24 protein-coding genes are annotated in these 25,967 nt (G+C 49.3%); 17 read left to right on the forward strand and 7 right to left on the reverse strand.

Annotated elements, in window-relative coordinates; translation table 11 throughout:
* Positions 1-131: 131 nt before the first annotated feature.
* The 8 genes from K9N75_RS04530 (at position 132) to hpt (ending at position 8,956) form a co-directional block, all read left to right on the forward strand.
* The gene (locus K9N75_RS04530; RefSeq protein WP_064574979.1) at positions 132-1,589 is read left to right on the forward strand and encodes a gamma-aminobutyraldehyde dehydrogenase; all 1,458 of its coding nucleotides are present in this window, start codon (positions 132-134) and stop codon (positions 1,587-1,589) included.
* A gap of 68 nt (positions 1,590-1,657) precedes the next feature.
* Positions 1,658-2,824, forward strand: coding sequence for a putative ABC transporter substrate-binding protein YdcS (gene ydcS, locus K9N75_RS04535; RefSeq protein WP_064574978.1), 1,167 nt, complete (start codon positions 1,658-1,660; stop codon positions 2,822-2,824).
* A 189-nt stretch (positions 2,825-3,013) separates the two neighbouring features.
* Positions 3,014-4,039: an ABC transporter ATP-binding protein gene (locus K9N75_RS04540; protein ID WP_008812460.1), complete on the forward strand. Its 1,026-nt coding sequence runs from the start codon at positions 3,014-3,016 to the stop codon at positions 4,037-4,039.
* A 13-nt stretch (positions 4,040-4,052) separates the two neighbouring features.
* Positions 4,053-4,985 (forward strand): ABC transporter permease, encoded by a 933-nt coding sequence (locus K9N75_RS04545; RefSeq protein WP_375374052.1) that lies wholly within the window; start codon positions 4,053-4,055, stop codon positions 4,983-4,985.
* Positions 4,975-5,787: an ABC transporter permease gene (locus tag K9N75_RS04550; protein ID WP_004090800.1), complete on the forward strand. Its 813-nt coding sequence runs from the start codon at positions 4,975-4,977 to the stop codon at positions 5,785-5,787. Before K9N75_RS04545 ends, K9N75_RS04550 begins: the two co-directional genes overlap by 11 nt.
* Positions 5,788-5,937: 150 nt before the next feature.
* Positions 5,938-7,365: an aminobutyraldehyde dehydrogenase gene (gene patD / locus K9N75_RS04555; RefSeq protein ID WP_008812461.1), complete on the forward strand. Its 1,428-nt coding sequence runs from the start codon at positions 5,938-5,940 to the stop codon at positions 7,363-7,365.
* Between the two features lie 228 nt (positions 7,366-7,593).
* Positions 7,594-8,199 (forward strand): nitroreductase family protein, encoded by a 606-nt coding sequence (locus tag K9N75_RS04560; RefSeq protein WP_008812462.1) that lies wholly within the window; start codon positions 7,594-7,596, stop codon positions 8,197-8,199.
* Between the two features lie 220 nt (positions 8,200-8,419).
* Positions 8,420-8,956, forward strand: a complete 537-nt coding sequence (gene hpt / locus K9N75_RS04565; protein ID WP_008812463.1) for a hypoxanthine phosphoribosyltransferase — start codon at positions 8,420-8,422, stop codon at positions 8,954-8,956.
* Between the two features lie 67 nt (positions 8,957-9,023).
* Here the strand turns inward: hpt and K9N75_RS04570 are convergent, their stop codons facing one another.
* Positions 9,024-9,329 carry a YmdA family protein gene (locus K9N75_RS04570; protein WP_008812464.1) on the reverse strand — a complete coding sequence of 102 codons (306 nt, stop codon included), beginning with the start codon at positions 9,327-9,329 and terminating at the stop codon, positions 9,024-9,026.
* A 426-nt stretch (positions 9,330-9,755) separates the two neighbouring features.
* Between K9N75_RS04570 and K9N75_RS04575 the strand changes: the two genes are divergently transcribed.
* Positions 9,756-10,115, forward strand: a complete 360-nt coding sequence (locus K9N75_RS04575) for a DNA-binding protein (RefSeq protein ID WP_039185801.1) — start codon at positions 9,756-9,758, stop codon at positions 10,113-10,115.
* A 93-nt stretch (positions 10,116-10,208) separates the two neighbouring features.
* Here K9N75_RS04575 and can read toward each other — a convergent pair whose 3' ends face one another.
* The 4 genes from can to creB all read right to left on the reverse strand — a co-directional run bounded on the left by can (position 10,209) and on the right by creB (position 14,639).
* Positions 10,209-10,859, reverse strand: coding sequence for a carbonate dehydratase (gene can / locus K9N75_RS04580; protein ID WP_004090792.1), 651 nt, complete (start codon positions 10,857-10,859; stop codon positions 10,209-10,211).
* 142 nt (positions 10,860-11,001) lie between these two features.
* On the reverse strand, positions 11,002-12,414 hold the full coding sequence (gene creD, locus K9N75_RS04585; RefSeq protein WP_130975777.1) for a cell envelope integrity protein CreD: 1,413 nt from the start codon (positions 12,412-12,414) through the stop codon (positions 11,002-11,004).
* Positions 12,415-12,504: 90 nt separating this feature from the next.
* Complete coding sequence (creC, locus tag K9N75_RS04590) at positions 12,505-13,941, reverse strand: two-component system sensor histidine kinase CreC (protein ID WP_130975778.1); 1,437 nt, start codon at positions 13,939-13,941, stop codon at positions 12,505-12,507.
* Complete coding sequence (creB, locus tag K9N75_RS04595) at positions 13,938-14,639, reverse strand: two-component system response regulator CreB (RefSeq protein WP_008812468.1); 702 nt, start codon at positions 14,637-14,639, stop codon at positions 13,938-13,940. The genes creC and creB overlap by 4 nt, the downstream gene beginning before the upstream one ends.
* A gap of 245 nt (positions 14,640-14,884) precedes the next feature.
* Here creB and K9N75_RS04600 point away from each other — a divergent pair, with 245 nt between their 5' ends.
* The 3 genes from K9N75_RS04600 to K9N75_RS04610 all read left to right on the forward strand — a co-directional run bounded on the left by K9N75_RS04600 (position 14,885) and on the right by K9N75_RS04610 (position 17,318).
* Entirely contained in the window at positions 14,885-15,832 is a 948-nt protein-coding gene (locus K9N75_RS04600; RefSeq protein WP_008812469.1) for an ABC transporter ATP-binding protein, read from the forward strand.
* Positions 15,829-16,599, forward strand: a complete 771-nt coding sequence (locus tag K9N75_RS04605; protein ID WP_004090783.1) for an ABC transporter permease — start codon at positions 15,829-15,831, stop codon at positions 16,597-16,599. Before K9N75_RS04600 ends, K9N75_RS04605 begins: the two co-directional genes overlap by 4 nt.
* Positions 16,600-16,871: 272 nt before the next feature.
* Positions 16,872-17,318: a PTS sugar transporter subunit IIA gene (locus tag K9N75_RS04610; RefSeq protein WP_008812470.1), complete on the forward strand. Its 447-nt coding sequence runs from the start codon at positions 16,872-16,874 to the stop codon at positions 17,316-17,318.
* 327 nt (positions 17,319-17,645) lie between these two features.
* Here the strand turns inward: K9N75_RS04610 and K9N75_RS04615 are convergent, their stop codons facing one another.
* Positions 17,646-18,980: a glycoside hydrolase family 28 protein gene (locus K9N75_RS04615; protein WP_039185812.1), complete on the reverse strand. Its 1,335-nt coding sequence runs from the start codon at positions 18,978-18,980 to the stop codon at positions 17,646-17,648.
* A gap of 317 nt (positions 18,981-19,297) precedes the next feature.
* Here K9N75_RS04615 and K9N75_RS04620 point away from each other — a divergent pair, with 317 nt between their 5' ends.
* On the forward strand, positions 19,298-19,762 hold the full coding sequence (locus K9N75_RS04620) for a YehS family protein (protein WP_224452274.1): 465 nt from the start codon (positions 19,298-19,300) through the stop codon (positions 19,760-19,762).
* Positions 19,763-19,826: 64 nt separating this feature from the next.
* Here K9N75_RS04620 and K9N75_RS04625 read toward each other — a convergent pair whose 3' ends face one another.
* A complete protein-coding gene (locus K9N75_RS04625) occupies positions 19,827-21,506 on the reverse strand; it encodes a hypothetical protein (RefSeq protein ID WP_224452275.1) in 1,680 nt (559 codons plus the stop codon).
* 601 nt (positions 21,507-22,107) lie between these two features.
* Here K9N75_RS04625 and agaR point away from each other — a divergent pair.
* From agaR to agaV, 4 genes are all read left to right on the forward strand, one after another.
* On the forward strand, positions 22,108-22,881 hold the full coding sequence (gene agaR / locus K9N75_RS04630; protein ID WP_004090768.1) for a transcriptional repressor AgaR: 774 nt from the start codon (positions 22,108-22,110) through the stop codon (positions 22,879-22,881).
* A gap of 79 nt (positions 22,882-22,960) precedes the next feature.
* Positions 22,961-24,277, forward strand: a complete 1,317-nt coding sequence (locus K9N75_RS04635) for a D-tagatose-bisphosphate aldolase, class II, non-catalytic subunit (protein ID WP_039185819.1) — start codon at positions 22,961-22,963, stop codon at positions 24,275-24,277.
* Positions 24,274-25,467 carry an SIS domain-containing protein gene (locus tag K9N75_RS04640; RefSeq protein ID WP_008812474.1) on the forward strand — a complete coding sequence of 398 codons (1,194 nt, stop codon included), beginning with the start codon at positions 24,274-24,276 and terminating at the stop codon, positions 25,465-25,467. Before K9N75_RS04635 ends, K9N75_RS04640 begins: the two co-directional genes overlap by 4 nt.
* A 17-nt stretch (positions 25,468-25,484) precedes the next feature.
* The gene (gene agaV, locus K9N75_RS04645; protein WP_008812475.1) at positions 25,485-25,967 is read left to right on the forward strand and encodes a PTS N-acetylgalactosamine transporter subunit IIB; all 483 of its coding nucleotides are present in this window, start codon (positions 25,485-25,487) and stop codon (positions 25,965-25,967) included.

Below are 25,967 nucleotides of genomic sequence, written 5' to 3' on the forward strand. Positions count from 1 at the left end.
ATGAATGCCGCCTTCACTATTTCATATTTGCCGTTGGCTAACGGCTGCTCTAGGCTCAAGTAAATGAGATTTTACATTTCAATTACAAGTTAATGACATTTAAGTGATGTCGTTTCCTAGAGGTTGCCGCAATGAGCAGCATAACGGACAGACTCAGCACCCAACAGTTTATTGATGGACAGCTAGTCACTGGTGAAGGGCCGGAGGAGCAGTTAATTAATCCGGCCAACGGTGAGGCACTGTTGTTGCTGGCTGAAGCGTCTGCCCAACAGGTTTCTGATGCGGTTGAGTCTGCCGAGCGTGCATTTCTGAGTTGGTCTAGAACCTTGCCTGCTCGCCGTGCTTCTCTACTACTCGCCATTGCTGATGTGATTGAACGCAATGCTCTTCAGCTCGCTGAGCTTGAGTCTCTCAACTGTGGCAAACCTATTCATCAGGCACTTTCAGATGATATTCCCGCCGCGATTGATACCTTCCGCTATTTTGCGGGTGCAGTGCGCTGTCAGCACGGGCAACTAGGTGGTGAGTATCTCGAAGGGCATACCTCGATGATCCGCCGTGATGCCATTGGCGTTGTGGCCTCTATTGCGCCGTGGAACTACCCGCTGATGATGGCGGCGTGGAAAATGGCTCCCGCGTTAGCTGCGGGCAACACAGTGGTATTCAAACCCTCTGAGCATACGCCGTTATCCACGCTGGCTCTGATCCCTTTGCTCAAAGATATCGTCCCTACGGGCGTGATTAACGTCGTTTATGGGCGCGGTGAAACCGTAGGCAATTACTTGGTGAATCATCAGTTGGTGCGCATGGTTTCCCTCACCGGCGACATTGTGACTGGGCAGAAAATCATGCAGGCCGCGGTGAAAAACGTCAAACGCACTCATCTGGAACTGGGGGGCAAAGCACCCGTCATCGTGTGTGATGATGCCGATTTAAACGAGGTGGTCGCTGGAATTCGCCGTTACGGTTTTTATAACGCAGGGCAAGATTGTACCGCGGCCTGTCGCGTTTATGCCGATCGGAAAATTTATGACGCACTGGTGGAGTCGCTTGGACACGCCGCTGGCTCGTTGAGATATGCCCGCCATGACGACCGAGAAAACGAGATGGGGCCGCTTATCAGCGCCCGCCAGCGCGACCGCGTTGCCAGCTTTGTCGAACGGGCGCTTAGTCACCCCCACATTGAACGAATTACCGGTGCCCAAATGCATAGCGGCCCAGGATTTTTCTATCCCCCGACGCTTCTTGCGGGTTGCCAACAGCAGGATGAAATTGTTCAGCGCGAGGTTTTTGGCCCTGTGGTGAGCGTTACGCCGGTCGATTCTCTGGAGCAGGCGCTGCAATGGGCAAATGAATCGGAATATGGATTGGCCTCTTCGGTGTGGACAAAAAATATCGATCGCGCATGGCAGCTTGCGGCACAGCTCCAGTATGGAACCACTTGGATTAACACCCATTTCACTCTAGTTAGCGAAATGCCGCACGGCGGCCTCAAACGTTCTGGCTATGGTAAGGATTTGTCCAGCGATGCTTTGCAGGACTACAGCGTAGTGCGCCACATCATGGCGAAAATAAAACCGCAGTTTTGAGATTGAAGCCAGTGATGACATAACAAGGCAGTTCATCTGCCGCTTTATATAAGAGACAGGGGATAGCAATGAAAAATACATTTATTGTCACAGCGCTTTCAGCGCTCTGTATCAGCGGGCTGGGCGGAATTGCGACGGCTCAGGCAGATGGACTTCCGCAAAAGCTCGGCCCCGCAGAAGGGCAGTTAGATATCATTACTTGGCCAGGTTATATCGAACGAGGTCAGAGCGATAAAAACTATGACTGGGTAACCCAGTTTGAAAAAGACACAGGTTGTAAGGTCAACATTAAAACGGCGGCGACGTCTGATGAGATGGTCAGCCTTATGGCGAAAGGGGGGTATGATTTAGTCACCGCCTCTGGTGATGCCTCTTTGCGTTTGATTTATGGCAAACGTGTACAGCCAATTAACCCCGACCTTATTCCTAACTGGAAAAACCTCGATCCACGCATGGTTAATGGCCCCTGGTACACCGTTAAAGGTGACGTTTATGGAACGCCTTATCAGTGGGGCCCGAACCTGCTGATGTACAACACGAAAGTCTTTCCTAAAGCCCCCGACACGTGGGGCGTGATCTTTGAGCCGCAAAACCTACCCGATGGTAAAAGCAATAAAGGCCGCGTACAGGCTTACGACGGACCGATTTATATCGCCGACGCTGCGCTCTATCTAAAAAGCGCGAAGCCAGAGCTGGGCATAAAAGATCCTTATGAACTCAACGAAACTCAGTATCAAGCGGTGCTCGATTTACTGCGCACTCAACACCCACTCATTCATCGCTATTGGCATGATGCATCGGTGCAGATGAGCGACTTCAAAAATGAAGGCGTCGCCGCCGGTAGCTCATGGCCATTCCAAGCCAACGGTTTGAAAAACGAAGGTCAGCCAATCAACGCCGTCTTCCCGAAAGAGGGGGCCACCGGTTGGGCGGATACCACGATGGTTCATGCTCAGGCTAAGCATCTGACGTGTGCCTACAAATGGATGAACTGGCAGCTCACGCCAAAAGTTCAAGGTGACGTTGCCGCTTGGTTTGGCTCATTACCTGCCGTGCCAGAGGGTTGTAAAGCCAGCACGCTGCTTGGGGCAAACGGCTGTGAAGCCAATGGATATAAATTCTTCGACAAAATCGCTTTCTGGAAAACACCACAGGCTAAATGTGAAAGCCAAGGCCAATGCGTCCCGTATAGCCGTTGGACGCAAGATTATATCGCCATCATGGGTGGCAGATAGTGAATGCCTGATAGGCCACTGGGCTTGATATTTTGAACTAGGGCAGTGCTCATTTTCTTTAAAAGAATTGGCTCACGTACGACATGTACGTTCCGGTTTTTGTGCGCTGCCCATGTTCAAACTCTTTGTGCTCGCGACGCCTACAGAGGCACCCACCAAAATTTTACAGTTTTGTCGGAGAATATAAAAATGAGCGGCTCTGTTGAATTAATTGATGTATCTAAACTCTACGGCGACGTTCATGCGGTGGATCGCGTTTCGTTGACGATTAAAGAAGGGGAGTTTTTCTCTCTACTGGGGCCTTCTGGTTCCGGAAAAACCACATGTTTGCGTTTGATTGCTGGCTTTGAGCAGCCAACCAGCGGTTCGATTCGAATTCAAGGGCAAGAGGCGGCGGGTTTACCGCCGTATCAGCGCGATGTGAACACCGTATTTCAGGATTACGCATTATTCCCGCATATGACGGTGCTGGAAAATATTGCCTATGGCCTGATGGTTAAAGGTGTCGCGAAGGCCGAGCGCACCAGCCGTGCGCGAGAGGCATTAAGTAGCGTGGCGTTAGCCGAGTATGGTGAGCGCAAGCCATCACAGTTGTCCGGTGGGCAACGGCAGCGAGTGGCATTAGCGCGTGCGCTGGTGAATCGTCCACGAGTTCTACTGCTCGATGAGCCCCTAGGGGCACTCGACCTCAAGCTACGCGAGCAGATGCAAACCGAGCTGAAAAAGCTTCAGCGTCAGCTTGGTATCACCTTTATTTTCGTCACTCACGATCAAAGTGAAGCGCTGTCGATGTCCGATCGCGTGGCAGTATTTAGTCAAGGCCGTATCGAGCAGGTGGATACGCCACAAAAACTCTATATGCAACCTGAAACGGCGTTTGTCGCTGAGTTTGTCGGCACCTCGAACGTCATTCGTGGCCCGTCGGCGGAAACCTTGCTGGGGCAGTCTGGCATTTTCTCGATCCGCCCTGAGCATATTCGTTTTGCCCGCGAAGCTGCCAAGCCGGAAGAGATCCACGTACAGGGCATTTTGCGTGATGTGCACTACCAAGGTGCTGCAACGCGTTATGAAGTCATGATCGACAACGGTGTTCGTTTGTTTGTCAGTCAGGGCAACACGCAGGAGCAGCTATTACAGCCGGTACGGAATACCGGTGAACCTGTTCGCCTGTGCTGGGAAAGGAATGCGATGGTGGCGCTGGCGGGAGATCGCTGAAATGGAGATGGGAATGGACTACTTAGAAGTTCGTAACCGTCCTGCGCGGCGGTTCTCAACCTTTTTATATCGTCGCCCGACGCTTTATTTGCTGCTGCTACTCACGCCGCCGTTGTTATGGTTTGGTGTTATTTATCTTGGGTCTTTGTTTACCTTGCTCTGGCAGGGCGCATATACCTTTGATGATTTCACCATGACGGTAACGCCGGATTTCACGCTAGATAATATTAAAGCGCTATTTAATCCGTCGAACTACGACATTATTGTGCGTACGTTGACGATGGCTATTTTGGTTTCTCTGGCCTGCGCGCTGTTAGCGTTTCCGATCGCCTACTATATGGCGCGTTATACCCGTGGCCGCAGTAAAGCCTTTTTCTATATCGCTATTATGATGCCGATGTGGGCGAGCTATATCGTCAAAGTTTATGCGTGGACGTTACTGTTGGCGAAAGACGGCGTTGCGCAATGGTTCCTGCATTATATGGGGTTGGAACCCGTGCTCGCGTGGGTGCTCGGCATTCCTGATATTGGTGGCAGCACGCTTTCAACCTCAGGGCTGGGACGCTTCATGGTGTTCGTCTATATCTGGCTACCGTTCATGATTTTGCCGATTCAGGCTGCATTAGAACGTTTGCCTCCCACGCTGCTTCAGGCTTCTGCCGATCTCGGGGCGCATCCGGCGCAAACCTTCCGTCACATTGTCCTCCCGCTGGCTATTCCGGGGATTGCTGCCGGTTCTATCTTCACGTTCTCACTGACGTTGGGGGATTTTATCGTGCCTCAGCTGGTGGGGCCTCCTGGCTATTTCATCGGCAGTATGGTGTATGCCCAGCAAGGGGCGATTGGCAATATGCCGATGGCTGCTGCATTTACGCTGGTGCCTATCGTGCTGATCGCCATCTATTTAACCATCGTGAAACGTTTGGGGGCTTTCGATGCGCTCTGATCTCAATGCTGCACCGTGGGGGCTCAAAATCGCCGCGTGGGGTGGGTTGGTATTTTTACACTTTCCCATCCTCATTATCGCGGCCTATGCGTTCAACACCGAAGATTCGGCGTTTAGCTTCCCGCCAAAAGGTTTCACGCTGCACTGGTTTGAGGTTGCCGCTGGGCGTCAGGATGTTTGGGATGCCCTGTGGCTTTCGGTACAAATCGCGGCGATGGCGACCACTATTGCTCTGATCCTTGGCACGCTTGCGGCGGCTGCACTCTATCGCCGAGAGTTCTTTGGTAAGCAAACCATCAGTTTTCTGATTCTGTTACCGATTGCCTTGCCGGGTATTGTCACCGGTATTGCGCTGCTGTCTGCTTTCAAAACGTTAAACATGGAGCCGGGGGTGATGACCATTGTTATTGGCCATGCCACGTTTTGCGTGGTGATCGTGTTTAACAACGTCATCGCCCGCTTTCGTCGCACGTCACATAGCCTTATTGAAGCCTCAATGGATCTCGGTGCGGACGGCTGGCAAACCTTCCGCCACGTTATGTTACCTAGCTTGGCTTCAGCCATGCTGGCAGGAGGCATGCTGGCATTCGCGCTGTCGTTTGATGAAATCATTGTGACCACGTTCACTGCAGGACATGAACGCACGCTGCCGCTGTGGCTGCTCAACCAGCTCAATCGTCCACGTGACGTGCCGGTGACCAACGTTGTGGCGCTATGCGTGATGTGCTTGACCGCGATTCCGATCCTAGGGGCGTACTACCTGACGAAAGGTTCGGAAGATGTGGAGGGGGCAGGGAAGTAACAATCGGTTCTTTCACTACCGGTTCTTTCTCTGTGCTTAAACCCGATTCGAATTATTTGGAACTACAGCATCCTAGAAGTCGTTCCAAATAGGAAAGCAATAACAATAGGCAGCAAAGCGCTGCCGCCTCTCTTACTGAAGGATAAAACAATGCATACACAACTGCTGATTAACGGGCGTTTGGTCGAAGGTCAAGGTTCTGCACTGCCTGTGTACAATCCCGCTACGGGGGAGGTGATCGCACATATTGCGCAGGCAAGTGCTGCGCAAGTTGAGGAAGCGGTAAACGCCGCAGACAAAGCCTTCATCGAATGGGGGCAAACCACGCCCAAAGATCGTGCGGCGCTGCTGCTACAGGTCGCCGACGTGATTGAAGAACAAGGCGAAGTGTTAGCGCGTCTGGAATCGCAAAACTGCGGGAAACCTTATCAACGCGTGCTAGAAGATGAAATTCCAGCGATTGCAGACGTTTTCCGCTTCTTCGCCGGTGCGACCCGCTGTTTGAGCGGTCCAGTCGCCGGTGAGTACTTGCCAGATCACACGTCCATGATCCGTCGCGATCCTGTTGGGGTGATCGCGTCGATCGCGCCGTGGAACTATCCATTAATGATGGCGGCATGGAAATTAGCCCCCGCGTTAGCGGCGGGGAATACCGTGGTTCTAAAACCTTCAGAGCAGACTCCGTTGACGGCGTTTCATCTCAGCCAAACGCTAGCCGATCTTTTCCCAGCCGGTGTGGTTAACGTGTTATTCGGTTTAGGTAAAGACGTGGGTGATGTGCTGACAGGGCATCCAAAGGTTCGCATGGTATCGCTGACCGGCTCTATCGGTACAGGCGCCCATATTATTGGGCATACCGCATCCACGATCAAACGTACTCATATGGAATTAGGCGGTAAGGCTCCGGTTATCGTATTCGACGATGCCGACGTTGAGAAAGTGGTTGAGGGTATTCGTATTTTCGGCTTTTACAACGCGGGTCAGGATTGTACCGCGGCCTGCCGTCTGTACGTTCAGAAATCCATCTATCAGCGGGTTGTGGACGCGCTAGCGCAAACAGTTTCCACGCTTGATATGGGAAATCCGGGTGATGAAAGCACCGAATTAGGGCCGCTGATTACCGAACAACATCTGCAGCGCGTTGAAGGTTTTGTTGAGCGCGCAAAGGCACTTCCGCATATCACGGTAGCGACTGGGGGTTCTCGCGTTAATGGTCCAGGGTTTTATTTCCAGCCTACGGTGCTAGCAGGGGCGAAGCAGGATGATGAAATTGTCCAAAAAGAGGTCTTTGGACCGGTAATCACCATCACGCCATTTGATGATGAAGCTCAGGTTCTGGGATGGGCGAATGATTCCAATTATGGCTTAGCCTCTTCGGTTTGGACTCGTGACGTGGGACGTGCCCATCGTATGAGTGCGCGCTTACAGTACGGTTGCACATGGGTGAATACTCACTTTATGTTAGTCAGCGAAATGCCTCACGGTGGACAAAAACTGTCTGGCTACGGTAAAGACATGTCGATGTTTGGTCTGGAAGATTACACCGTTGTTAGACATGTGATGATTAACCACGGTTAATTGATAGATGAGGTGGCGTTTTTCTCCACCTCATAAGGCTGTGCTTGATTATCGCGTTTCTGACTATGGGCATATACCCAATGCCAACGCTCTGTTGGCATTGGGTTCTCTTTTCCTGTCTTGATAAAAATGGCTATAACCTTCAACATCGCATAAGCGATACTAGACAACTGGTCTAATTTAATGACAATGGTTTGGCGATAATAAAAACAGGAAGGAATTAGAAATATGAATGCGATTGAAGTAATTCAACAACGCCGTGCGACTAAACAGTTTGATGCTAGCCATGTCATGACGTTTGATGAGAAAAAAGAGTTGTTAAACATTGCGTTGCAGAACGCACCGAGCGCTTTCAACCTTCAGCATTGGCGTCCATTGCTGATTGAAGACCGTGCGCAGCGCGAAAAGATCCGTGAGGCTGCTTGGGGTCAGGCTCAGGTCACTGATGCTTCTATGCTGGTGGTGCTATGTGGCGATCTCTCTAGCTGGGAAACTCAGGTGAAAAACATCTGGGCTGATGCGGCTGAGCCTGTACAGCAATATATGATCCCTGCTGTCGATAGCTACTATCGTGGAAAGCCTCAGACGCAGCGTGATGAAATCATGCGTAGCGCTGGTATTTTTGCCCAAACGCTTATGTTGGCGGCGAAAGCGCAAGGGTACGATTCTTGTCCCATGGACGGTTTTGATTTTGATGCCGTGGGAAAAATCATCAATAAGCCTGAGCAATATGAAATCTGCCTGATGATTGCGATTGGTAAAGGCACCAGTCAGCCATATCCGCGAATTGGCAAGCTGCCGTTCGAGCACATCGTGAAAAGCGACCGCTTTTAATTTCTGAATAAAATTATTAACCTGAGTAATGAATAGAGCGCTGCCCATGACGGCGCTCTATTACCTTGCTATACTTTGCGCCCTTAAACGCTCCTCCACATCTTTTATCGTTAATATTGTCTGTTTGTATGCAGCTTAGATGCGCATTTTGGCGCAGCGATTTAACGTTGGTGGAGGCGAGAGAACGATTTACAGGACTCGGTCTAAAGGTACATAAGCGATGAAACATACAGTTGAAGTAATGATCTCTGAACAGGAAGTGCATCAGCGAATTGCTGAGCTTGGCCGTCAGATTTCAGAAGATTACCGTGACAGCGGCAGTGAAATGGTTCTGGTTGGTTTGCTGCGCGGCTCCTTTATGTTTATGGCCGATCTTTGTCGTCAGATTGACGTCCCTCATGAAGTCGATTTCATGACTGCTTCTAGCTATGGCAACGGTATGAACAGCACCCGCGACGTAAAAATCCTGAAGGATCTGGATGAGGATATTCGCGGTAAAGACGTTCTGATTGTTGAAGATATTATCGACTCAGGTAATACCTTGAGCAAAGTGCGTGAGTTGTTCGCTCTGCGCGGACCAAAATCGTTAGCCATCTGTACCTTGCTTGATAAGCCTAGCCGCCGAGAAGTCGATGTTCCGGTGGAGTACGTCGGTTTTGCGATCCCCGATGAGTTTGTTGTTGGCTTCGGGATTGACTACGCTCAGCGCTATCGTCATTTGCCTTATATTGGCAAAGTCGTCATGCTCGACGAATAAGTGACGGTTCATTCAAATTAATAAAAAACGCCGTCCTCCTTGACGGCGTTTTTGTTAGAAGAGTGATTTAACGATAGGTAATGGTGAGTACTTTCAAGTTTCTCTTATCATTAATCGTTTCAATTTTGCTCCAACCAATTTGTCTTGGCAGTGCCGTTTCGGAAGTGGTTTGATTGATGGGAGCAGTCTGAGTTATCACTTTTCCATTTCTATAGCAGCGAGTTTGAATACTTGACTCTGTGTTTGTCACATTACAGGCATCATCAACAATTGCGCCCATAAAATGGATGACGCCATCACTTGCTTTTACATAGCTGGAAAGCGTTACTGCAATTGCGAAAACTGAAAAGAGAGAGGAACGGTATAGGCTCATAATCACCTCAAAATGTGCGTGTTGACCATTGGGCCTTCCATTGCGTGGTTAGTAGACGTAGGCATCTACTCAATAATGCAATCAAAAAAATATCAGCGTTCTCTGCTTTCCTATCTTTCCTTGAATGTTATTTTTCTGTTGCTGCTCGGGCGCGAAATCTATCAATATTAAGAATAAATTAAAAGTAGATTTAGTGTTAATTACAAATAAAAATAAAACTCGATGTTTATCCCTTTAAATAAATTCATTTAATAAATGCTTTGTTGTAATTAATCTTATTTTTGTATGTTCAATAGAGTCATTCTTAACTTAAATTTTCTATAAACCATTCTTAAATTAAAAATATTAAGAAAAGATGTTATTACTAATTTCTGTTACAGCTATTTTTATTAATAAGGATAAGGAGTATTCCTTAGAGAGGAATAGATGATGGAATTGGAATGGTTCACTGCGAAGCAACTCACCGAGATAGCGCATTTACCGACTACGCCTCAAGGGCTGCATTTACATGCGAGAAAATTGGCGTGGATAAGGCGTAAGCGCGATGGAAAAACCATTGAATATCATATCGACAGTTTTCCTAACGAGGTTAAGCAGGCACTGCGTGGTCGTCAGGTAACAGAATCTCGCTATCAGCGTCGCTCTTGCGATGGGGAGCTTGCGACAAAAATGTGGGAAGAGATTTGTGTAGAGATGTCATTACTACTGCGACAAAGACTCGTTGAGTTGGCACTGCGAGAAGGCGTTGACGCACTGTTTTTTCGTTTGGTTTCTTCTTTACGTTAGCGCTAAATTCACTTATGAAATGAAAGGTAATAAAATATAGCCACTGATATTGGTTTAGGATAGTCAGTGGCTGTGTTGCTGCAACAACCTTATTTAGCCTTGCTGTAGCAGGGTCGACATTGCGTTACGATAGCGCAGTTCCAGTGTTTCTCGGCTGGTGGTCGTGATATCTAAATCGCGCAGACGTCCATCCTGTAGCCCGTAAACCCAACCGTGGATCATCACTTTTTGTCCACGTTTCCATGCCGACTGCATGATAGTGGAATGACCAAGGTTATAGACTTGTTCGACGACGTTTAGCTCGCACAACGTATCTAAACGCTTTTCTGGCGGTAGTTCACCGAGAAGAGAGCTGTGTTTGTACCACAGGTCGCGGATATGCAGCAGCCAGTTATTGATCAACCCAAGTTCAGGGTTTTCAACAGCAGCTTCGATCCCGCCGCAGCCCAAATGGCCACAGATAATAATATGCTCAACCTGTAATACGTCGACGGCGTATTGAACAACCGATAGGCAATTCAAGTCAGTATGGATAACCAGATTGGCAACGTTACGGTGCACAAAAAGTTCACCGGCTTCCAATCCCGTTAACTGTTCAGCCGGTACTCGGCTATCAGAACAACCAATCCACAGGAAGCGTGGACGCTGTGATTTGGCGAGGCGACCAAAGAATTCAGGATCTTCCTGACTCACGGTATCTGACCATGCGTGGTTATTCGCAATAAGTTTTTCGATTTCTTTCATTGAGGTTAATCGTCTGTAACATGCGGTTTGCGAGGGTTAATATAGGCTAAACATCACAGTTTTGAAATCGGAGCAGTGATCTAACTCAATAAAATGTTGTATGGACACGCGACGCTAGCTAAGTAGCGTCGCCATTCTTGCCCTATTTCCAAAGCCTAAATGATTTTCTAGAAACATTCTCTTCCTGAGCACCGTTTTCGTCCGAGGACGGTGTTTCATGCTCCTGCGACTGTTTCTGAGGGGACGATGTTGAGGTCACGCGATGCCAATCGAAACGGCGCGTCAGTGACATAATGATGGCTAGGATGCTAAACAACAGCACGGATCCGAGCATCAGCGAGTTATCTTCTGAATGTAGCAGCATGTAAAGTACGCCATACAGCACAAGGAGCCCTATGCTGAATAACACTCCGCGTATCCAGCCTTGCAGTACCGCACTAAGATAAAAGCCAATTAAAGCCGAACAGGAAAGGCTGGCGATTAAATAGGCCAATGTAAAGCCTATCCGCTCGGCGAAAGCTAGCAAAATAAAATAGAACATCGATAACGCGGCACCCACCAAGAGGTATTGAATCGGGTGTAGGCGGAGCATGGTGAGCATTTCGAACATGAAAAATGCGCCAAACGTTAACCCAATAAACAAGATGGCGTATTTGATCGAGCGCTCGGTTAGCTGGTAATGATCGACCGGCTCGACTAAACCCACGCGAAAGGCGGGGATATTGTTGAACGGCATTCGTTCGCCAGCCACTTGGAACTCGTGATTGAGATTATTCGCGTACCAGTTACTATGCCAACTCGCGCTAAAGCCCTTAGCTGTTATGTTGTGAGTATCGGGTAAAAAACGGCCTAAGAAGCTTGGATGTGGCCAGTTACTGCGTAAGGTCATTTCGGTTGTTCGTCCCAATGGAACGACTTCCAGCGAGCGGCTACCGCTCATCTTAAAGGTGAAGTCTATTTTTAGAGCGCCATCGGTGAGTAATTCGAGGGGAATGTCTGCATGCATCCCTTGCCCTTGTTGATCGCCTTGAACGCCGGGCTCAAAGGCGATTTCTGTTGCGTTAGCCTTCAATGACGATATTTGGCGAATACCTCGAGCGTCGCTCAGCATCACCACTAAATAAGGTTTACCAACGCTAAGACTGACGTTATCGCCAGAAACGAATTGGCTGGTATCGATCTTTTTAAAGTTAGCGCTAAAGCGTAGGTCGCTGTGATAAATCTGGGTTTGATATAAGCCGACTTTGCGGATTTCAACCTGAGGCTCGCCATCAATATTCAGCTGTTGTGGCAGTTCATAACTAAAGTATTCCTTGGTTATGCTGTGGCGTTCCCCATTATTGATTTCTGTGGAAGTTAAGGCATAGGGGATGACAATGACCGGCCCAAGAACGCGTTGTTCGCGACTGGTGCTATCGGCCACCTGATCGATAACCTGTTCTTGGTATTCTTCACGCTCATGCACAATGTTGATTAACTGCTTTATAGGGATGAACATCAACAGCATACAGCCAACGACGGTAAGTACTTTATATAACAGTACAGATTTGAACATAGCTTTCTCCTTCAACGGTTGAGAAGAAAATAAGCCCGTCGCGTGAAGTGTGAATGGAGCTATGTGAAGGGACGGTGAAGTCGCTGGAATTTATTTAATAGGCAGCAATAACTGTGCTTCAACGCCCTGAGGCGAGCGGTTAGCTAATATGATTTCACCTTGATGTAATCTCGCCACCTCCAGCACAAAAGACAGCCCCAGCCCACTGCTCTTTTGACCACTGGTGCGTGGCAGGGAATAGAATCGATCGAAAATATGCGGTAGCGCATAATCGGGAATACCCGCGCCATCGTCGATTAAAATCACGCAATAAACATCGAGGTTCTGTTTGCCTATCAGCGTAATAGTGCCTCCCGGCGGTGTAAAATCTAAGGCATTAGCCAGTAAGTTCTCAATGGCCTGTGTCAGCAGCCATGGGTCTACATGCATCGTGCAATTTTCCAGCTGTGAGAATTGCAGTGTTATCTGCGTTTGTCTCGCCTGTGCTTCATGCGCAGTCATTATTTGCAGCAACAGGGGCGCGATGTTGAGGCTTTCTAACTCTGCGTCGACCCGACTTTCTATTTTTGCCAGGGTAAGCATTTTGTCGATCAATAACTGAATTCGTTGACTTTGTTGCTGAATATTCAGGGTAAATCGTTGAGCCACCTCGACAGGAGGCTGCTCTTGTAAAATCTCGGCCGCACCGCGGATGGCAGCGAGCGGGCTTTTCAGCTCATGGGTCAGGGTGTGGACATACTGTTCAACGTAGTTTTTCCCTTCTAGACGAATACGCATATGTTCGAGAGCTTCAGCGAGGCGACGTAGTTCTGTGCTATTCATTTTCGGCAGCGTCACAGGATGGCCTTCCGAAACCAACGTGGCGTACTTCACCAGTCGTCCAATAGAGCGGTTTATCCACCAGACAAAAAATAATCCCACCAGTAATGCGATCCCTAAAAGCGCGGCGCCAGCGACCAAAATACGGTGCTCGCTGCGCTGGATCACGGGCGCTAATGCTAAGTTGGGTTTACCCACACTTAGCACGCCGATAATGCGGTCACCGTCGTAAATAGGGGCGGCAACATACATCACGGAACTTTCAGGATTGTTAGGATCCATTAGCGTACTACGGGCGCCGTAGCTCCCTCGCAGAGTGAGCCAAACGTCATTCCATCGTGAATAGTCTTGTCCCAGAGCTTCGCCATTCGAATCAAATACCACTTTGCCGTTAGCATCGGTTAGATAGACACGGTATTCGTTATGATTCTTGCGGATGCCAGCAATATTTGCCCCAATGGGTTTGCTATTGACTCGCTGAAATGCGCGTTGTAGCGAGCTATCTATGAGAACTCCATCGTGATAGGTGCCGTTGACTAAATCATGATGAGCAAACTGTGCCAACAGGCTGGCAGTGTCATTGAGCGTTCCCTCAACGGCTCGTCGCACCCCAGGTTTGACCTCTTGGACAAAAATATCCAATACGAAAAAACCGGCGACGGCCACGATGATGAAGTAACCCAGCAATAGCTGTAGGCCAATCCTCATGATGCGTAGCCTAAGCTATAACCTAAGCCTCTATGAGTCTGAATTGCGTTGCCCTCACTATTCACCGCTCGCAGCTTAGCGCGTAATGTTTTGATATGGGTATCGACGGTACGCTCCAAGCTCTCTTCGGCATGCGTCCAAACAATATCCATCAACTGTTCGCGAGAAAAAACACGCCCCGGAGCGAGAAGCAACGTTTTTAACAGCAAGAATTCATATCGGGTTAACGTCAATGGCTGCTGGTGGTAGCTAATGCTCGCGCATGCTTCATCTAACATAAATGGCCCGATAGACACGGCGGATGAGGGCGTGTTTAGCAAGCGATTTTGTTTGAGGGAGCGGCGTAAAATAGTCCGCACTCTGGCACACACTTCTCGTGGAGAGAAAGGCTTGGCAACGTAATCATCTGCCCCGATCTCTAATCCGATAAGACGGTCGACCTCATCGTTGCGAGCAGTCAGAAACAGTACCGGCAGATCGGGGGATTGCGTCAGGATCTTTCGGCAAAGTTCGAAGCCGTTAATATCGGGTAAGCCCACGTCTAAAATGACCAAATCTGGTTTTTTCTCTGTCATCATTTCCAGCACCGGCAGACCACGTTCGAACCAGCATACCGTAAAGCCTTCGCTTTCTAGGGTATAGATAAGCGTATCGGCAATACTTGACTCATCTTCGACTAACCAAATCGTGGGTGACATGTAAACTTCCGTGGGCCGCAGGGTGATAAGCGCTATCTTACCGGAGGTAAATGTGGCTGAATATGGCGATGACTATTTCTCATGACGGTGACGATAAGATTGGTAGCTAATGCTGTTATGGCTATGTAAAATAGACAATCTTCGTTAAATGTTCACATCCCGATTATTGACGGTATCCATCAAGACTATCTCGGTTCCGTTCCAAAATAGCCTGATAGCTCAGGCGCAAAGGTACGCTAATCATCATGACATACGCACTGGAACTCTCGCAGCTCACCAAAACTTATGCCGGTGGTGTGCAAGCGCTGCGCGGTATTGACCTCACGGTTGAGGCAGGGGATTTTTATGCTCTGCTCGGCCCAAATGGCGCAGGGAAATCGACCACCATTGGCATTATCAGTTCATTGGTGAATAAATCCTCCGGCAAGGTCAATGTGTTTGGTTATGACATTGATCATGACATCGTTAACGCTAAACGACAGCTCGGTTTGGTTCCTCAGGAATTTAACTTCAACCCGTTTGAAACCGTGATGCAAATTGTGGTGCATCAGGCGGGTTATTATGGCGTGACACACTCTGAAGCACTGCTGCGCGCTGAAAAATATCTCAAGCAACTTGACCTCTGGGGCAAGCGTGACGAACGTGCTCGCATGCTTTCTGGCGGCATGAAACGCCGTTTGATGATCGCTCGTGCGTTAATGCATGAACCAAAACTGCTCATCCTTGATGAGCCAACGGCGGGCGTTGATATCGAGCTGCGTCGCTCTATGTGGGGATTCCTCAAAGAGCTGAACGCGCAGGGTACGACGATTATTCTGACAACCCACTATCTGGAAGAAGCTGAAATGCTGTGCCGCAATATCGGCATAATCCAGAATGGTGAGTTGGTCGAGAATACGTCAATGAAAGAGCTGCTTTCGAAGCTGAAATCGGAAACTTTCATCCTTGACCTAGCTCCAAAAAGCCCAATTCCTAAACTGGAAGGGTATAAAAGCCAACTGCGTGATACTTCAACGTTAGAGGTTGAGGTTCTCCGTGAGCAAGGCCTAAATGGCGTATTTAGCCAGTTGAGTGCGCAGGGAGTGCAGGTACTCAGCATGCGTAATAAGGCTAATCGATTGGAGGAGCTGTTTGTGACCTTAGTACACGATCACGATGAAAAGCCCCAGGTGAATACGGAGAAGAAGGCATGAATGCACTCTATTGGGTTGCGCTAAAAAGTATCTGGACCAAAGAAGTACATCGCTTCGCTCGTATCTGGATTCAAACGCTGGTGCCGCCGGTGATCACCATGACGCTGTATTTCATCATTTTCGGCAATCTGATAGGTTCCCGCATTGGTGAAATGCACGGCTTCGATTACATGCAGTTTATTGTGCCGGGGTTGATTATGATGTCAGTCATTACCAACTCTTACGCGAACGTGGCTTCATCGTTTTTCAGCGCTAAGTTCCAACGCAATATCGAAGAATTGCTGGTGGCTCCGGTACCAACGCATGTGATTATCGCAGGTTTTGTGGGCGGTGGCGTGGCACGCGGGGTATGCGTGGGGATTCTGGTGACATTGGTGTCGCTATTCTTTGTCCCTTTCCATGTGCACAACTGGGCCATTGTCGCTGCAACCTTGCTGTGTACCGCTATTTTATTTTCTCTGGGCGGGTTGCTGAACGCGGTATTTGCAAAGACTTTTGACGACATCAGCTTAGTACCGACTTTTGTGTTAACACCGTTAACCTACTTGGGTGGGGTATTTTATTCGTTAACGCTTCTGCCACCGTTTTGGCAGGCCGTATCGAAACTAAATCCTATCGTTTATATGATCAGTGGGTTCCGTTTTGGTTTCCTCGGTATTAACGATGTTCCGTTGGTATTTACCTTTGTGGTGTTGCTGGCGTTTATCGTGGTGTTCTATCTGCTAGCGTGGTATTTAATCGAGCGCGGACGCGGTTTACGCACCTAATCAATGAGCCTCTGTACTTCACAGAGGCTTTTTTTTTGCACCATATCGTGCGGAATTATTCAGACACGCTGTCTTAAATATCATCATTTCTGCCTCATCTCACAATCCTGTATCGCTATTTATTATGTTTGCTGCGGTCTGCGCTATTTCCTGATAAACCCTATTAAAGATGTGATTATTCTGAGTGGGATTTTTTAAAATAATTCATTGAGGTAATCATTTCAGATCTCGGTAGGCGGCAGGATGCCGCAAATGCAAGGGGAAGAGCGCCTATGTTAGGGATTGTCTTGGCTGGACATACTGGCTTTGCTAGCGGCACATTAAAATCACTGAAGCATTTGCTCGGCAGCGTTCCGGAGCAATGTGTCAGCGTTGAATATACCGAATGGCTAAGCACCAATATGCTAAGTCGTATGATGTGCGATGCGCTACATGCTGCCGATAGTGGAGATGGCGTGGTGTTTATCACTGATATTTTAGGTGCTGCACCTTTTCGTAGCGCGGCGCTGATGAGCCATAAACATCCAAAATGTGAAGTTGTCGTTGGCATTGGCGTAGGGGCGATGGTTCAACTTTTTCCCCAGAGAGGCATGCTGACGGCAGCAGAGTTCCGCGATTCAGCGTTGGAACTGACTCGAGAGCAGGCGACGAGTTTATGGCATGAACAGAATAGACACACGGTATTTGGGATGGTGGTGGAGGAGCCGCTTGAGCGCTGAAATCTGCATGAGGGCGGTTATGGTTTCGTACGCCTAATGCACCGGAACCTACATGAACACTGTGCAGGCGCCCTGGATGGGCGATACCAAACCGGAGCGGAGATGGCGTCTCGGATAAAAGCGACCGATGAGAGCCCCCGTGCAACGGGGCTCTCATCGGTCGCCTTCGCCAGCGGTGCCATGGAAACACATTTGCTGACCGGCGAACGAAACATTTCACCGCAGCCTCATAAACGACAGGCGGGCGGAATATTACACAACGGTGACATCAGTGAACGAAACATTTCACAGCAATCCCATAGGATAAAACGTGATAATTGAAGCCCCTCACTCCTCCACCAACTCAATATGTTCACTATTCCATCCCTCAGGAAGCGGATCTGGTCGTTGTACTGACAGTTGCTCTAGCGTTAAATCTTCTACACCAACGGCATAGATGACGGGCATACCGTGCGGATAGGACTCGACACCAAAAGCCCGCTGTGTGTCAGGATCGAGGCAGTAGGCATTATCTAATCCCATTCCCGTTGGGCGTAGTGGATTGCAGGGAGGGCGTACATCGTATAGCCCTTGCTCGGGAGAATCTGTTTGCCGTTGTTCAAGTTGTAAGTGGTCAATGCGAATATGGCTAACCATGCCAGCAGGCGTGCTGTGTAAGTTAATTGCCCCTTCGCTGATCCCCGAAAGATGGGAGAAACTTATCCACTCTATTTTTCCCGGCGTAATTGCGGGATCACGATGACGAACGGAAACGAACAACGGATCGGCTTTTCCCCAGTGGCAAGGGTGTGCGGTTTGACAGGTAAACATGATGTGGCTGAACTGCATGCGTCGCAGATGGCCGCCGTCGCGAGAGATAATACCGATACCACGGTTTGATTGATAAATAGTGCAGTTAGAGACGCTCACGTCTTCAATATCGGCGAAAGTCTCGGTGCCAATTTTTAATGCACAGCTTTTGGATTGCAACGTGCAGTTCGAGATAACAATTTGCTGCGCTGGCTGCTGTAAAAACGCAGGTTTTCGTGTGGTTTTCAAACAAATCGCATCGTCGGCGGCGCTAAACAGGCTATTAGTGATATGTACTAACTGGCAGCTGTCGATGTCGAGTGCATCGGTATTCGCCATCGTCAAATCGTTTTGTACTGTGAGTTCGCTGATTTTTACGTTATTACAGCTCACCAGATGAATTGTCCACATCGGTGCATGTTCAATGGTGAACTCGCGTAGTTGTACGTTTTGGCATCCTTCGAAAACAATAATACGTGGACGCAGCTCCAGTGGTATCCGATAACCTTGCTCGTTGGGTGTTGCAGAGAAGTAGGCGTCCGCACTACCAAAAATTTTGCCAGATCCACAGATGGTAATGTTCTGAGCATTTAGCGCGTAGAGAAAAGCGCGGTCAGAGCATTCAGCAGAACTGTGAGTTCTGGCTTGAGCAAAGTCCTGATAGTTATCGCTGACGATAAGCTCAGCACCCGCCTCCAGATGCAAACAGGTGTTAGAACCTAACAATAAGCCGCCCAACATATAGCGCCCACTATCGACATATAAAGTCCCTCCGCCGTGGGCGCTGATAAGGTCGAGTGCGTGCTGGAATTTTTGCGTATCGCGAGTTATACCGTCCGCAGCCGGTGAAAATTGAGCAATAGCGAGTTTCATAACAGTTCTTCAATCAAAGAGTGGGAGATGAGGAATATCTCAGCATGAGGAAATGGTTCAGCGCTATGCGGCGTCATCGCAGAAATCCTTAGCTAGCGAGCCCCCTCACAAAACCGTCTTGCCAGACGGGCAATTTACAATCTGGATCACACTTGAGTCAGAGCTGAAAATCTAAGCGTGAGATTGCTCACATCAAGCAGATGAAGATTTCTCCAACGTGATGAGCAGAATATCTCTATAATGCGGGCTAACGCTTTTATCTCCTTTACGTTCTGTGGAGATAGCGAACTAAATCGACTGAGAGGAAGTACCCGGTAATGATGAATAATGATGTTTTACGCAGCGTTCGCTACATGCTGAATCTGAATAACGAAAAAATGATCAGCATTTTAGCTCTGGCAGACACCAAGGTGACTCTGGAGGAAATGGCGAGCTTCGTAACCAAAGAAGGGGAAGAAGGATTCAAGATTTGCCCTGATGTTGTCATGGGATATTTCTTGAATGGCCTGATTTTCTTCAAGCGAGGCAAGGATGAGGAGTATCCTGCGCCTAAAGTTGAACGACGTATTACTAACAACATCATTCTGAAAAAGCTGCGTGTGGCCTTTGAACTGAAATCCGTCGATATTATCGAGATTCTAAAATCTCAGGATTTTGCGGTCACTGAATCTGAACTCAGCGCTATTTTCCGTGCCGATGGTCACAAGCATTATCGTGAATGTGGCGATCAGCTACTGCGTTATTTCTTGAAAGGTTTGGCCGCTCGCGTGCGTAAAGGCTAATTCTGTAAAATAGCTTTTCAACCTGTTCCCCCGATGTTGTCGGGGGAACTGAAATACCAAGCCGTTACTGCATTAATTGACTCAACTCTTCAGTGAGACTGCTGGCTAAAGCCCTCGCTCGCTCGGCATCAAACATAACGTGCATCGAAACCGGAAAATCTCGGTGCTGCAGGCAAAAATCCTCCATCTCATACGCCGTGCCGTAGAGTGCCTGAATATTGGTTTGGCAAATCTCACGCAGGCTCCACGTATTTTCTACCTGTTTACAGTAGTGAAGGGTAAAAAAGGCTTTTTGCGCATGAACAAAAGTCCGACAGTAGAGCGCAAAACCCTGCCATTCTTGTTCCCAGCGACGTTTAAGTTCTGCTGGAATATCGGTTCGTCGAGAAAACGTGAGTGCTTCACGCTGTAGCTCGATCGCTAACTGATACGACCGATCCTTTTCCTGAGCCAGCAAAAAGAGATTATTGGCGCTCATCTCCTTGGCTTCAGCGATAAATTGAATATCGCGTTCTGAACCGGGCAGCCAATGGTTACGGTTTAACTGTCCATACAGGCTCCACATCGCTTGCCCATAGCTTTCTGGCAGTAAACTATGTCGATGAAATACATGGCGTCGAGCGTAAATTGCGCCGGATAAAGCCTGATGCGCTCGCTCTAGTAGATTATGCAGTTGTTCAAGCACTTCCATTGCAGGGGCCCATTGATAGCGCTGCTGCAACCAGCGGGCTAGCAGGGTAATTTCATTGTTAGCATGAGCATCTGGCATCAAAAAATGCGTACAGGAAAACAGGTTAATTTCGCTAATGCACCCTAAAATCCAGTGATTATCCATGCCCTCCCAGCTGATCTTACATAGTGCGCCGCTGATGCTAGGGTTTTTCGCTTGGCACCACAACAGGCGTCCCTGAATCTCCTCTACGCGCATGAAGGGAAAATTTCCCCAGCCGACTTCCTCGCCGACAAGATCGATTTCAACCCACACATCGCGCTCGGTAACGTCTAACAAGGCGGGGTTATTGGGAAACTCGGGCCAGAAACGTTCAGGTGTTAATTTGATTGAGACAGATACTGACTCAGATAGGGGCTTGATCGCGCTGAGCACATTCTCTACATCGCTATTACTGGCTGGAAAAACGCGTAATACCAAATGTTTGTCTTGCTGCTTCATTACCTCCGCAGCGGCAGAAAATAAACGATGATAAAGATCAAGGCTTTCTTCCTGACGGCGAGGAGGCGTGGTGATGTGAGGCGCATTTATCGCCTGACCATAAGGTTCAGATATTGGCAGGAGGCTATCTGTGTTAGAGATGGCGAGTAAAATTCCCGTCATGGCCGGAATTTGTTGGACGACAAGCTCTAACTTTGCGGCTAAATATTGGCTCCAAAATGCGCCGTCAAAATGAAAGTTTCCGCGAACGTCGAACAGGTGTGGGTGGCACAGTAAAATTTCCACCGGAAATGAAATCTCTTTAGCCTGCAGATAAAACGTCAGGCCAAGTTGCTGACAGTATTGCGCCAGCCTATTGAGATAGATACAGCGTGCGCGTTGCTGGCTGCTCAACCGATCGTTGAAATGATGAGGCGTATATCCCTCCGGCATCACCAGTTTATCCAACAATTCTGCTTGCCCAACGACCAGCGTGGTAAACCCTTGTTCATGTGCGTAATCGGCAATCGTTGTCGCTTGCTGCCAGTTCCACATTTCCTGATTATTCAATTCGAGCGCGCGAATCTTCCACATGGTGCTGTCCAGTGAGAGCGTTGAGGTAGCCATTGTAACTGAAATAGCGTTTTAAATTTTCAAAGCAGGTCACAGAGAGGGTAAGAAGGATTATCTCATTGAATTAGCGTGATTAAATCTGACGGGGCGTTGTTGAGCATATTTCCGCGCAGACGTGTTCGGCGGTAGCACAGGGGCGCGTTTTACTGTGCGTGATGGCACTTCTTTTTTCATTTACCTGTTACTACCCATCTTAATTTTTCTGAGAAAACGCCAGATGTTTGGCTCCCGTTTTATGGCTAATGATATGAAGTGTGATCATGATCACTTCACTAAATAAAATCTTAAGCTTTCACATGAAAAGCTTCATCTTTCGTTGTTAAGAGTCCGTTTTTGCCTCTGAGGGGCGCTAGAAAGCCAATCAACTCACAGATTTTCATTTCTCTCATTTCGCTATATTGCTTTCACTGTATTTTAAATTGAAAGGTTTTTGGGCCTATTTTGCTGAAAAAGTAGGCTGTAATCGCGATCACAATTTCACTTCACTCCCTTTGCTGTAATGCAGTCGAAAGAGAGCGAAAGCTTCTTTGCTTAAACACCCACACTCCGAGGAGTCACGGAAATGATATTAGACACCGTAAAACGCCGCGAACAGATCATTGACCTGCTGTGCCATGAAGGCAGCGTACGCGTTGAGCCGTTGAGCATGCGTTTTGGGGTATCTAGCGTCACCATTCGTAACGACCTGCGTTATCTGGAACAAAAAGGCTGTGCGCTGCGCTCTTACGGCGGTGCGATGCTAAACCAGCAATTCGCGTTTGATCGGCCTTTGCAAGATAAGGGGCGAATGAACCGCGACGTTAAATCGCGTATCGCGGCCAAAGCGGCCGAGTTCGTGAAAGACGGTGACACGCTGATTTTGGATTCTGGATCGACGACAACCCAGATCACTCCGCACCTCAAAACGCGGCGCGATCTGGTTGTTATGACCAACGCGTTGAACATCGCCTATGAACTGGCGGGGTTTGAACGGATAGATGTGATGGTGTTGGGCGGGAGCGTTCGTCAGAACTCCTATTCGCTCTATGGTCCGGCCGCAGAACAGCAATTGCGTCAATATCGCTTTGATACCTTATTTCTTGGCGTCGATGGTTTTGATCTGGAAGCAGGGATAACCACGCCAAACACCGGCGAAGCACACCTTAATCGTGTGATGTGCGAGGTGGCACATGAAATTATCGCCGTGGTCGACTCCAGTAAATTTGGCCGCAAAAGCTTCTGCATGATCCGTGAGGCCGGACAGATCCATCGGCTTATCACTGATAGCCGGATCCCCGACAACTACAAGCGGGCATTAACTGAACTCGGCGTGGATGTGATTATCGCCGATGACTGATTTGTCACCCGATTATGTAGAGCCATAACCGTGGTTTCAACGTAACGGGGTCGAGTCGCAATGCCTGCATGGAGAAAACATGCAGCCTTTATTACAGCTTATCCGTCGCCATAAATCGGGCGAGGCGGTGGGGATCTATTCGGTCTGTTCCGCCCATCCGTGGGTGTTAGAAAGTGCCTTAATGTTGGCAAAAACGCGCCATTCAGCCGTGTTGATTGAAGCCACATCGAATCAGGTCAATCAGTTTGGTGGCTACACTGGCATGACGCCAGCGCAGTTTCGTGACGCCGTTTGGGCTCAGGCCGACCGCATTGGTTTATCCCGCGATCGGGTTTGGCTTGGCGGGGACCATCTCGGTCCCAACGCGTGGCAAGATCGCAGTGCAGATGAAGCCATGCAGTTAGCAGAAACGCTGATCCACGATTACGTTAGCGCCGGTTTTCGTAAGATCCATCTTGACTGCTCAATGTCATGCCATGGCGATCCTGTTCCCCTCAGTGATACTGACGTGGCAACTCGCGCAGCGCGTCTGTGTGCGGTGGCAGAAAAGGCGTGGCAGCAGGCTGGCGGCGAGCGTCCGGTCTATGTAATTGGTACTGAAGTTCCGGTGCCAGGCGGTGCGCAAGAGGATATGGAAGGGATGCAGGTAACCACGCCACAGGCGGCGGCGACCACGTTAGAGATTCACCAGCAGGCTTGGCGAAATGCAGGACTGGAAAGCGTGTGGGAGAGAGTGATCGCGCTGGTCGTACAGCCAGGCGTGGAGTTCGATCATCATAGCGTCGTGCATTATCAGCCAGAAAAAGCGCGCGCTCTGAGCCAGTTTATTGAGTCGCAATCCAACATGGTTTACGAAGCGCACTCAACCGATTATCAAACGCCGCAGGCTTATTGTGAGCTGGTACGCGATCACTTTGCGATCTTGAAGGTAGGGCCGGCACTAACCTTTGCCCTGCGCGAAGCGTTATTTGCCTTGGATCGTATCGATCGCGAATGGAACGGTGAACTGAAGGCGGCACATCTGCGCGATACGCTTGAACAGGTCATGCGCGAGCAGCCACAGCAGTGGAGTCGCTATTACCATGGTTCTGCGCATCAACAGTATATCGATCGTCAATACAGTCTGAGTGACCGCGTGCGCTATTACTGGCCACATCCGCAGGTACAGCAGGCAGTTGATCTTCTTATCAATAATTTACGTCACCATCCGGTGCCGATGGCGCTGCTGAGTCAGTATTTGCCTGAGCAGGCACAGGCATTAAACGCAGGAACATTAGGTACAGATCCACAGCAATGGGTGCTGGATAAAATCCAGCGGGTGCTTTTGAGCTATGCCGTCGCCTGCGAACCCGATGCTGAAATCACCCCATCCCAGCCGCAAGGAGCCCTAGCATGAGCGAGCTGTTTTCCTATTCTGAAGCTTGGCTGCAAGACCATCATGCATTGCATACCGCCCGTGAAATCGACCAGCAGCCGCGTCTATGGCAACAGCTGCACGATGAATTGACTCAGGCGAAAGCGTATTGGCAGCCGTTTTTGCAGCCCTTGTTGGCAAATCCTGATCTACAGATCGTGCTATGCGGCGCGGGTTCTTCTGCTTTTGCCGGACGTGCTGTTGCACCGTGGTTGCGTGAACAGTGCGGCTTGGACGTAGTGGCTTATGGCTCCACCGATATTGTGCCGTCGCCGTTGCAATATCTTGATCCTGAGCGCCCAACCTTGCTGGTTTCCTATGGTCGTTCGGGAAATAGCCCTGAAAGCGTGGCCGCGGTGCGTTTAGCCGATCAAATATTGCCGCACTGCCACCACCTGATGCTGACCTGCAATCCAGATGGCGCGCTGGCGCGCTATGCCGAAGGGCGTAGCAACGTCTGCTCGTTGATCATGCCTCAAGGCTCACACGACCAAAGTTTCGCCATGACTTCCAGTTTTAGCTGCATGACGCTGGCGACCATTCTGCTATTAGGGCCGTTAACGCTAGAGCAAAGCGCGCCGTCATTACAACAAATGGCCGCGCTGTGCATCAGCGAGCAGCAACACTGGCAGCAGCAGGTGAAAGTGCTGGCTGGCAGTGGATTCAAGCGAGTGATGGTTCTCGGCAGCCGCTGTTTTACCGGTATCGCCGAAGAAGCGGCGCTTAAGATGCTGGAGCTGACCGCGGGGCGTATTGCAACGCGCTATGACTCATCGATGGGCGTTCGTCACGGGCCGAAATTCATGGTTGATGGCGATACGCTGGTGTTGCTGATGATGTCTTCTGAGGTCTATTGCCACCGCTATGATGCAGACCTGCTGCGCGAACTGCGGCATGACAATCTTGCCAAGAAAATTGTGGCGCTAAGCGGTACGCCGGGGATCTCTGACACCGTATTTAACAGCGATCTGGATGATATCTGGTTGCTGTTTCCGTACCTGATGTATTTACAGATGTTGGCGTTTGAAACGTCTTTGGCACTTGGCATGACGCCGGATAATCCGTGCCCGACAGGGGAGGTCAATCGCGTGGTGAAAGGGGTGGAAATCTATCCGTTCACCGCAGTTCATTCCATCGCTGCTAATTCTTTAAAGAATCACTCAGCAAAATAATAAGTCAGGAGTGGAGCATGTCGACCCCAAATATTTTAATGACTCGCATAGATAACCGTTTAGTTCATGGTCAGGTTGGTGTGACTTGGACCAGCTCACTGGGCGCTAATTTGGTTTTAGTGGCCAATGACGACGCGGCTGCCGATCCCGTGCAGCAAAACCTGATGGATATGGTGGTCGCTGACGGTGTACAGACTCGCTATTTCACGTTGGAAAAAACCATCGAGGTTATCCATAAAGCCGCTGACCGACAGAAAATTTTCATCGTATGTAAAACCCCGCAGGACGTGCTGACGTTGGTGAAGGGGGGTGTACCCATAAGCTTCGTCAACGTAGGAAATATGCACTTTGCCGAGGGCAAACGCCAAATTCATAAAACGGTATCGGTGAACGATAGCGATACGGCGGCGTTTCGCGAATTGGAGAAGCTGGGGGTCACCTGTGAAGTTCGGCGCGTGCCGGATGAGTCCGGTGAATCTATTGCCAAACTCTTAGCATAA

Origin of the sequence: Hafnia paralvei (genome assembly GCF_020150375.1) — a bacterium.
Lineage (GTDB): Bacteria > Pseudomonadota > Gammaproteobacteria > Enterobacterales > Enterobacteriaceae > Hafnia > Hafnia paralvei.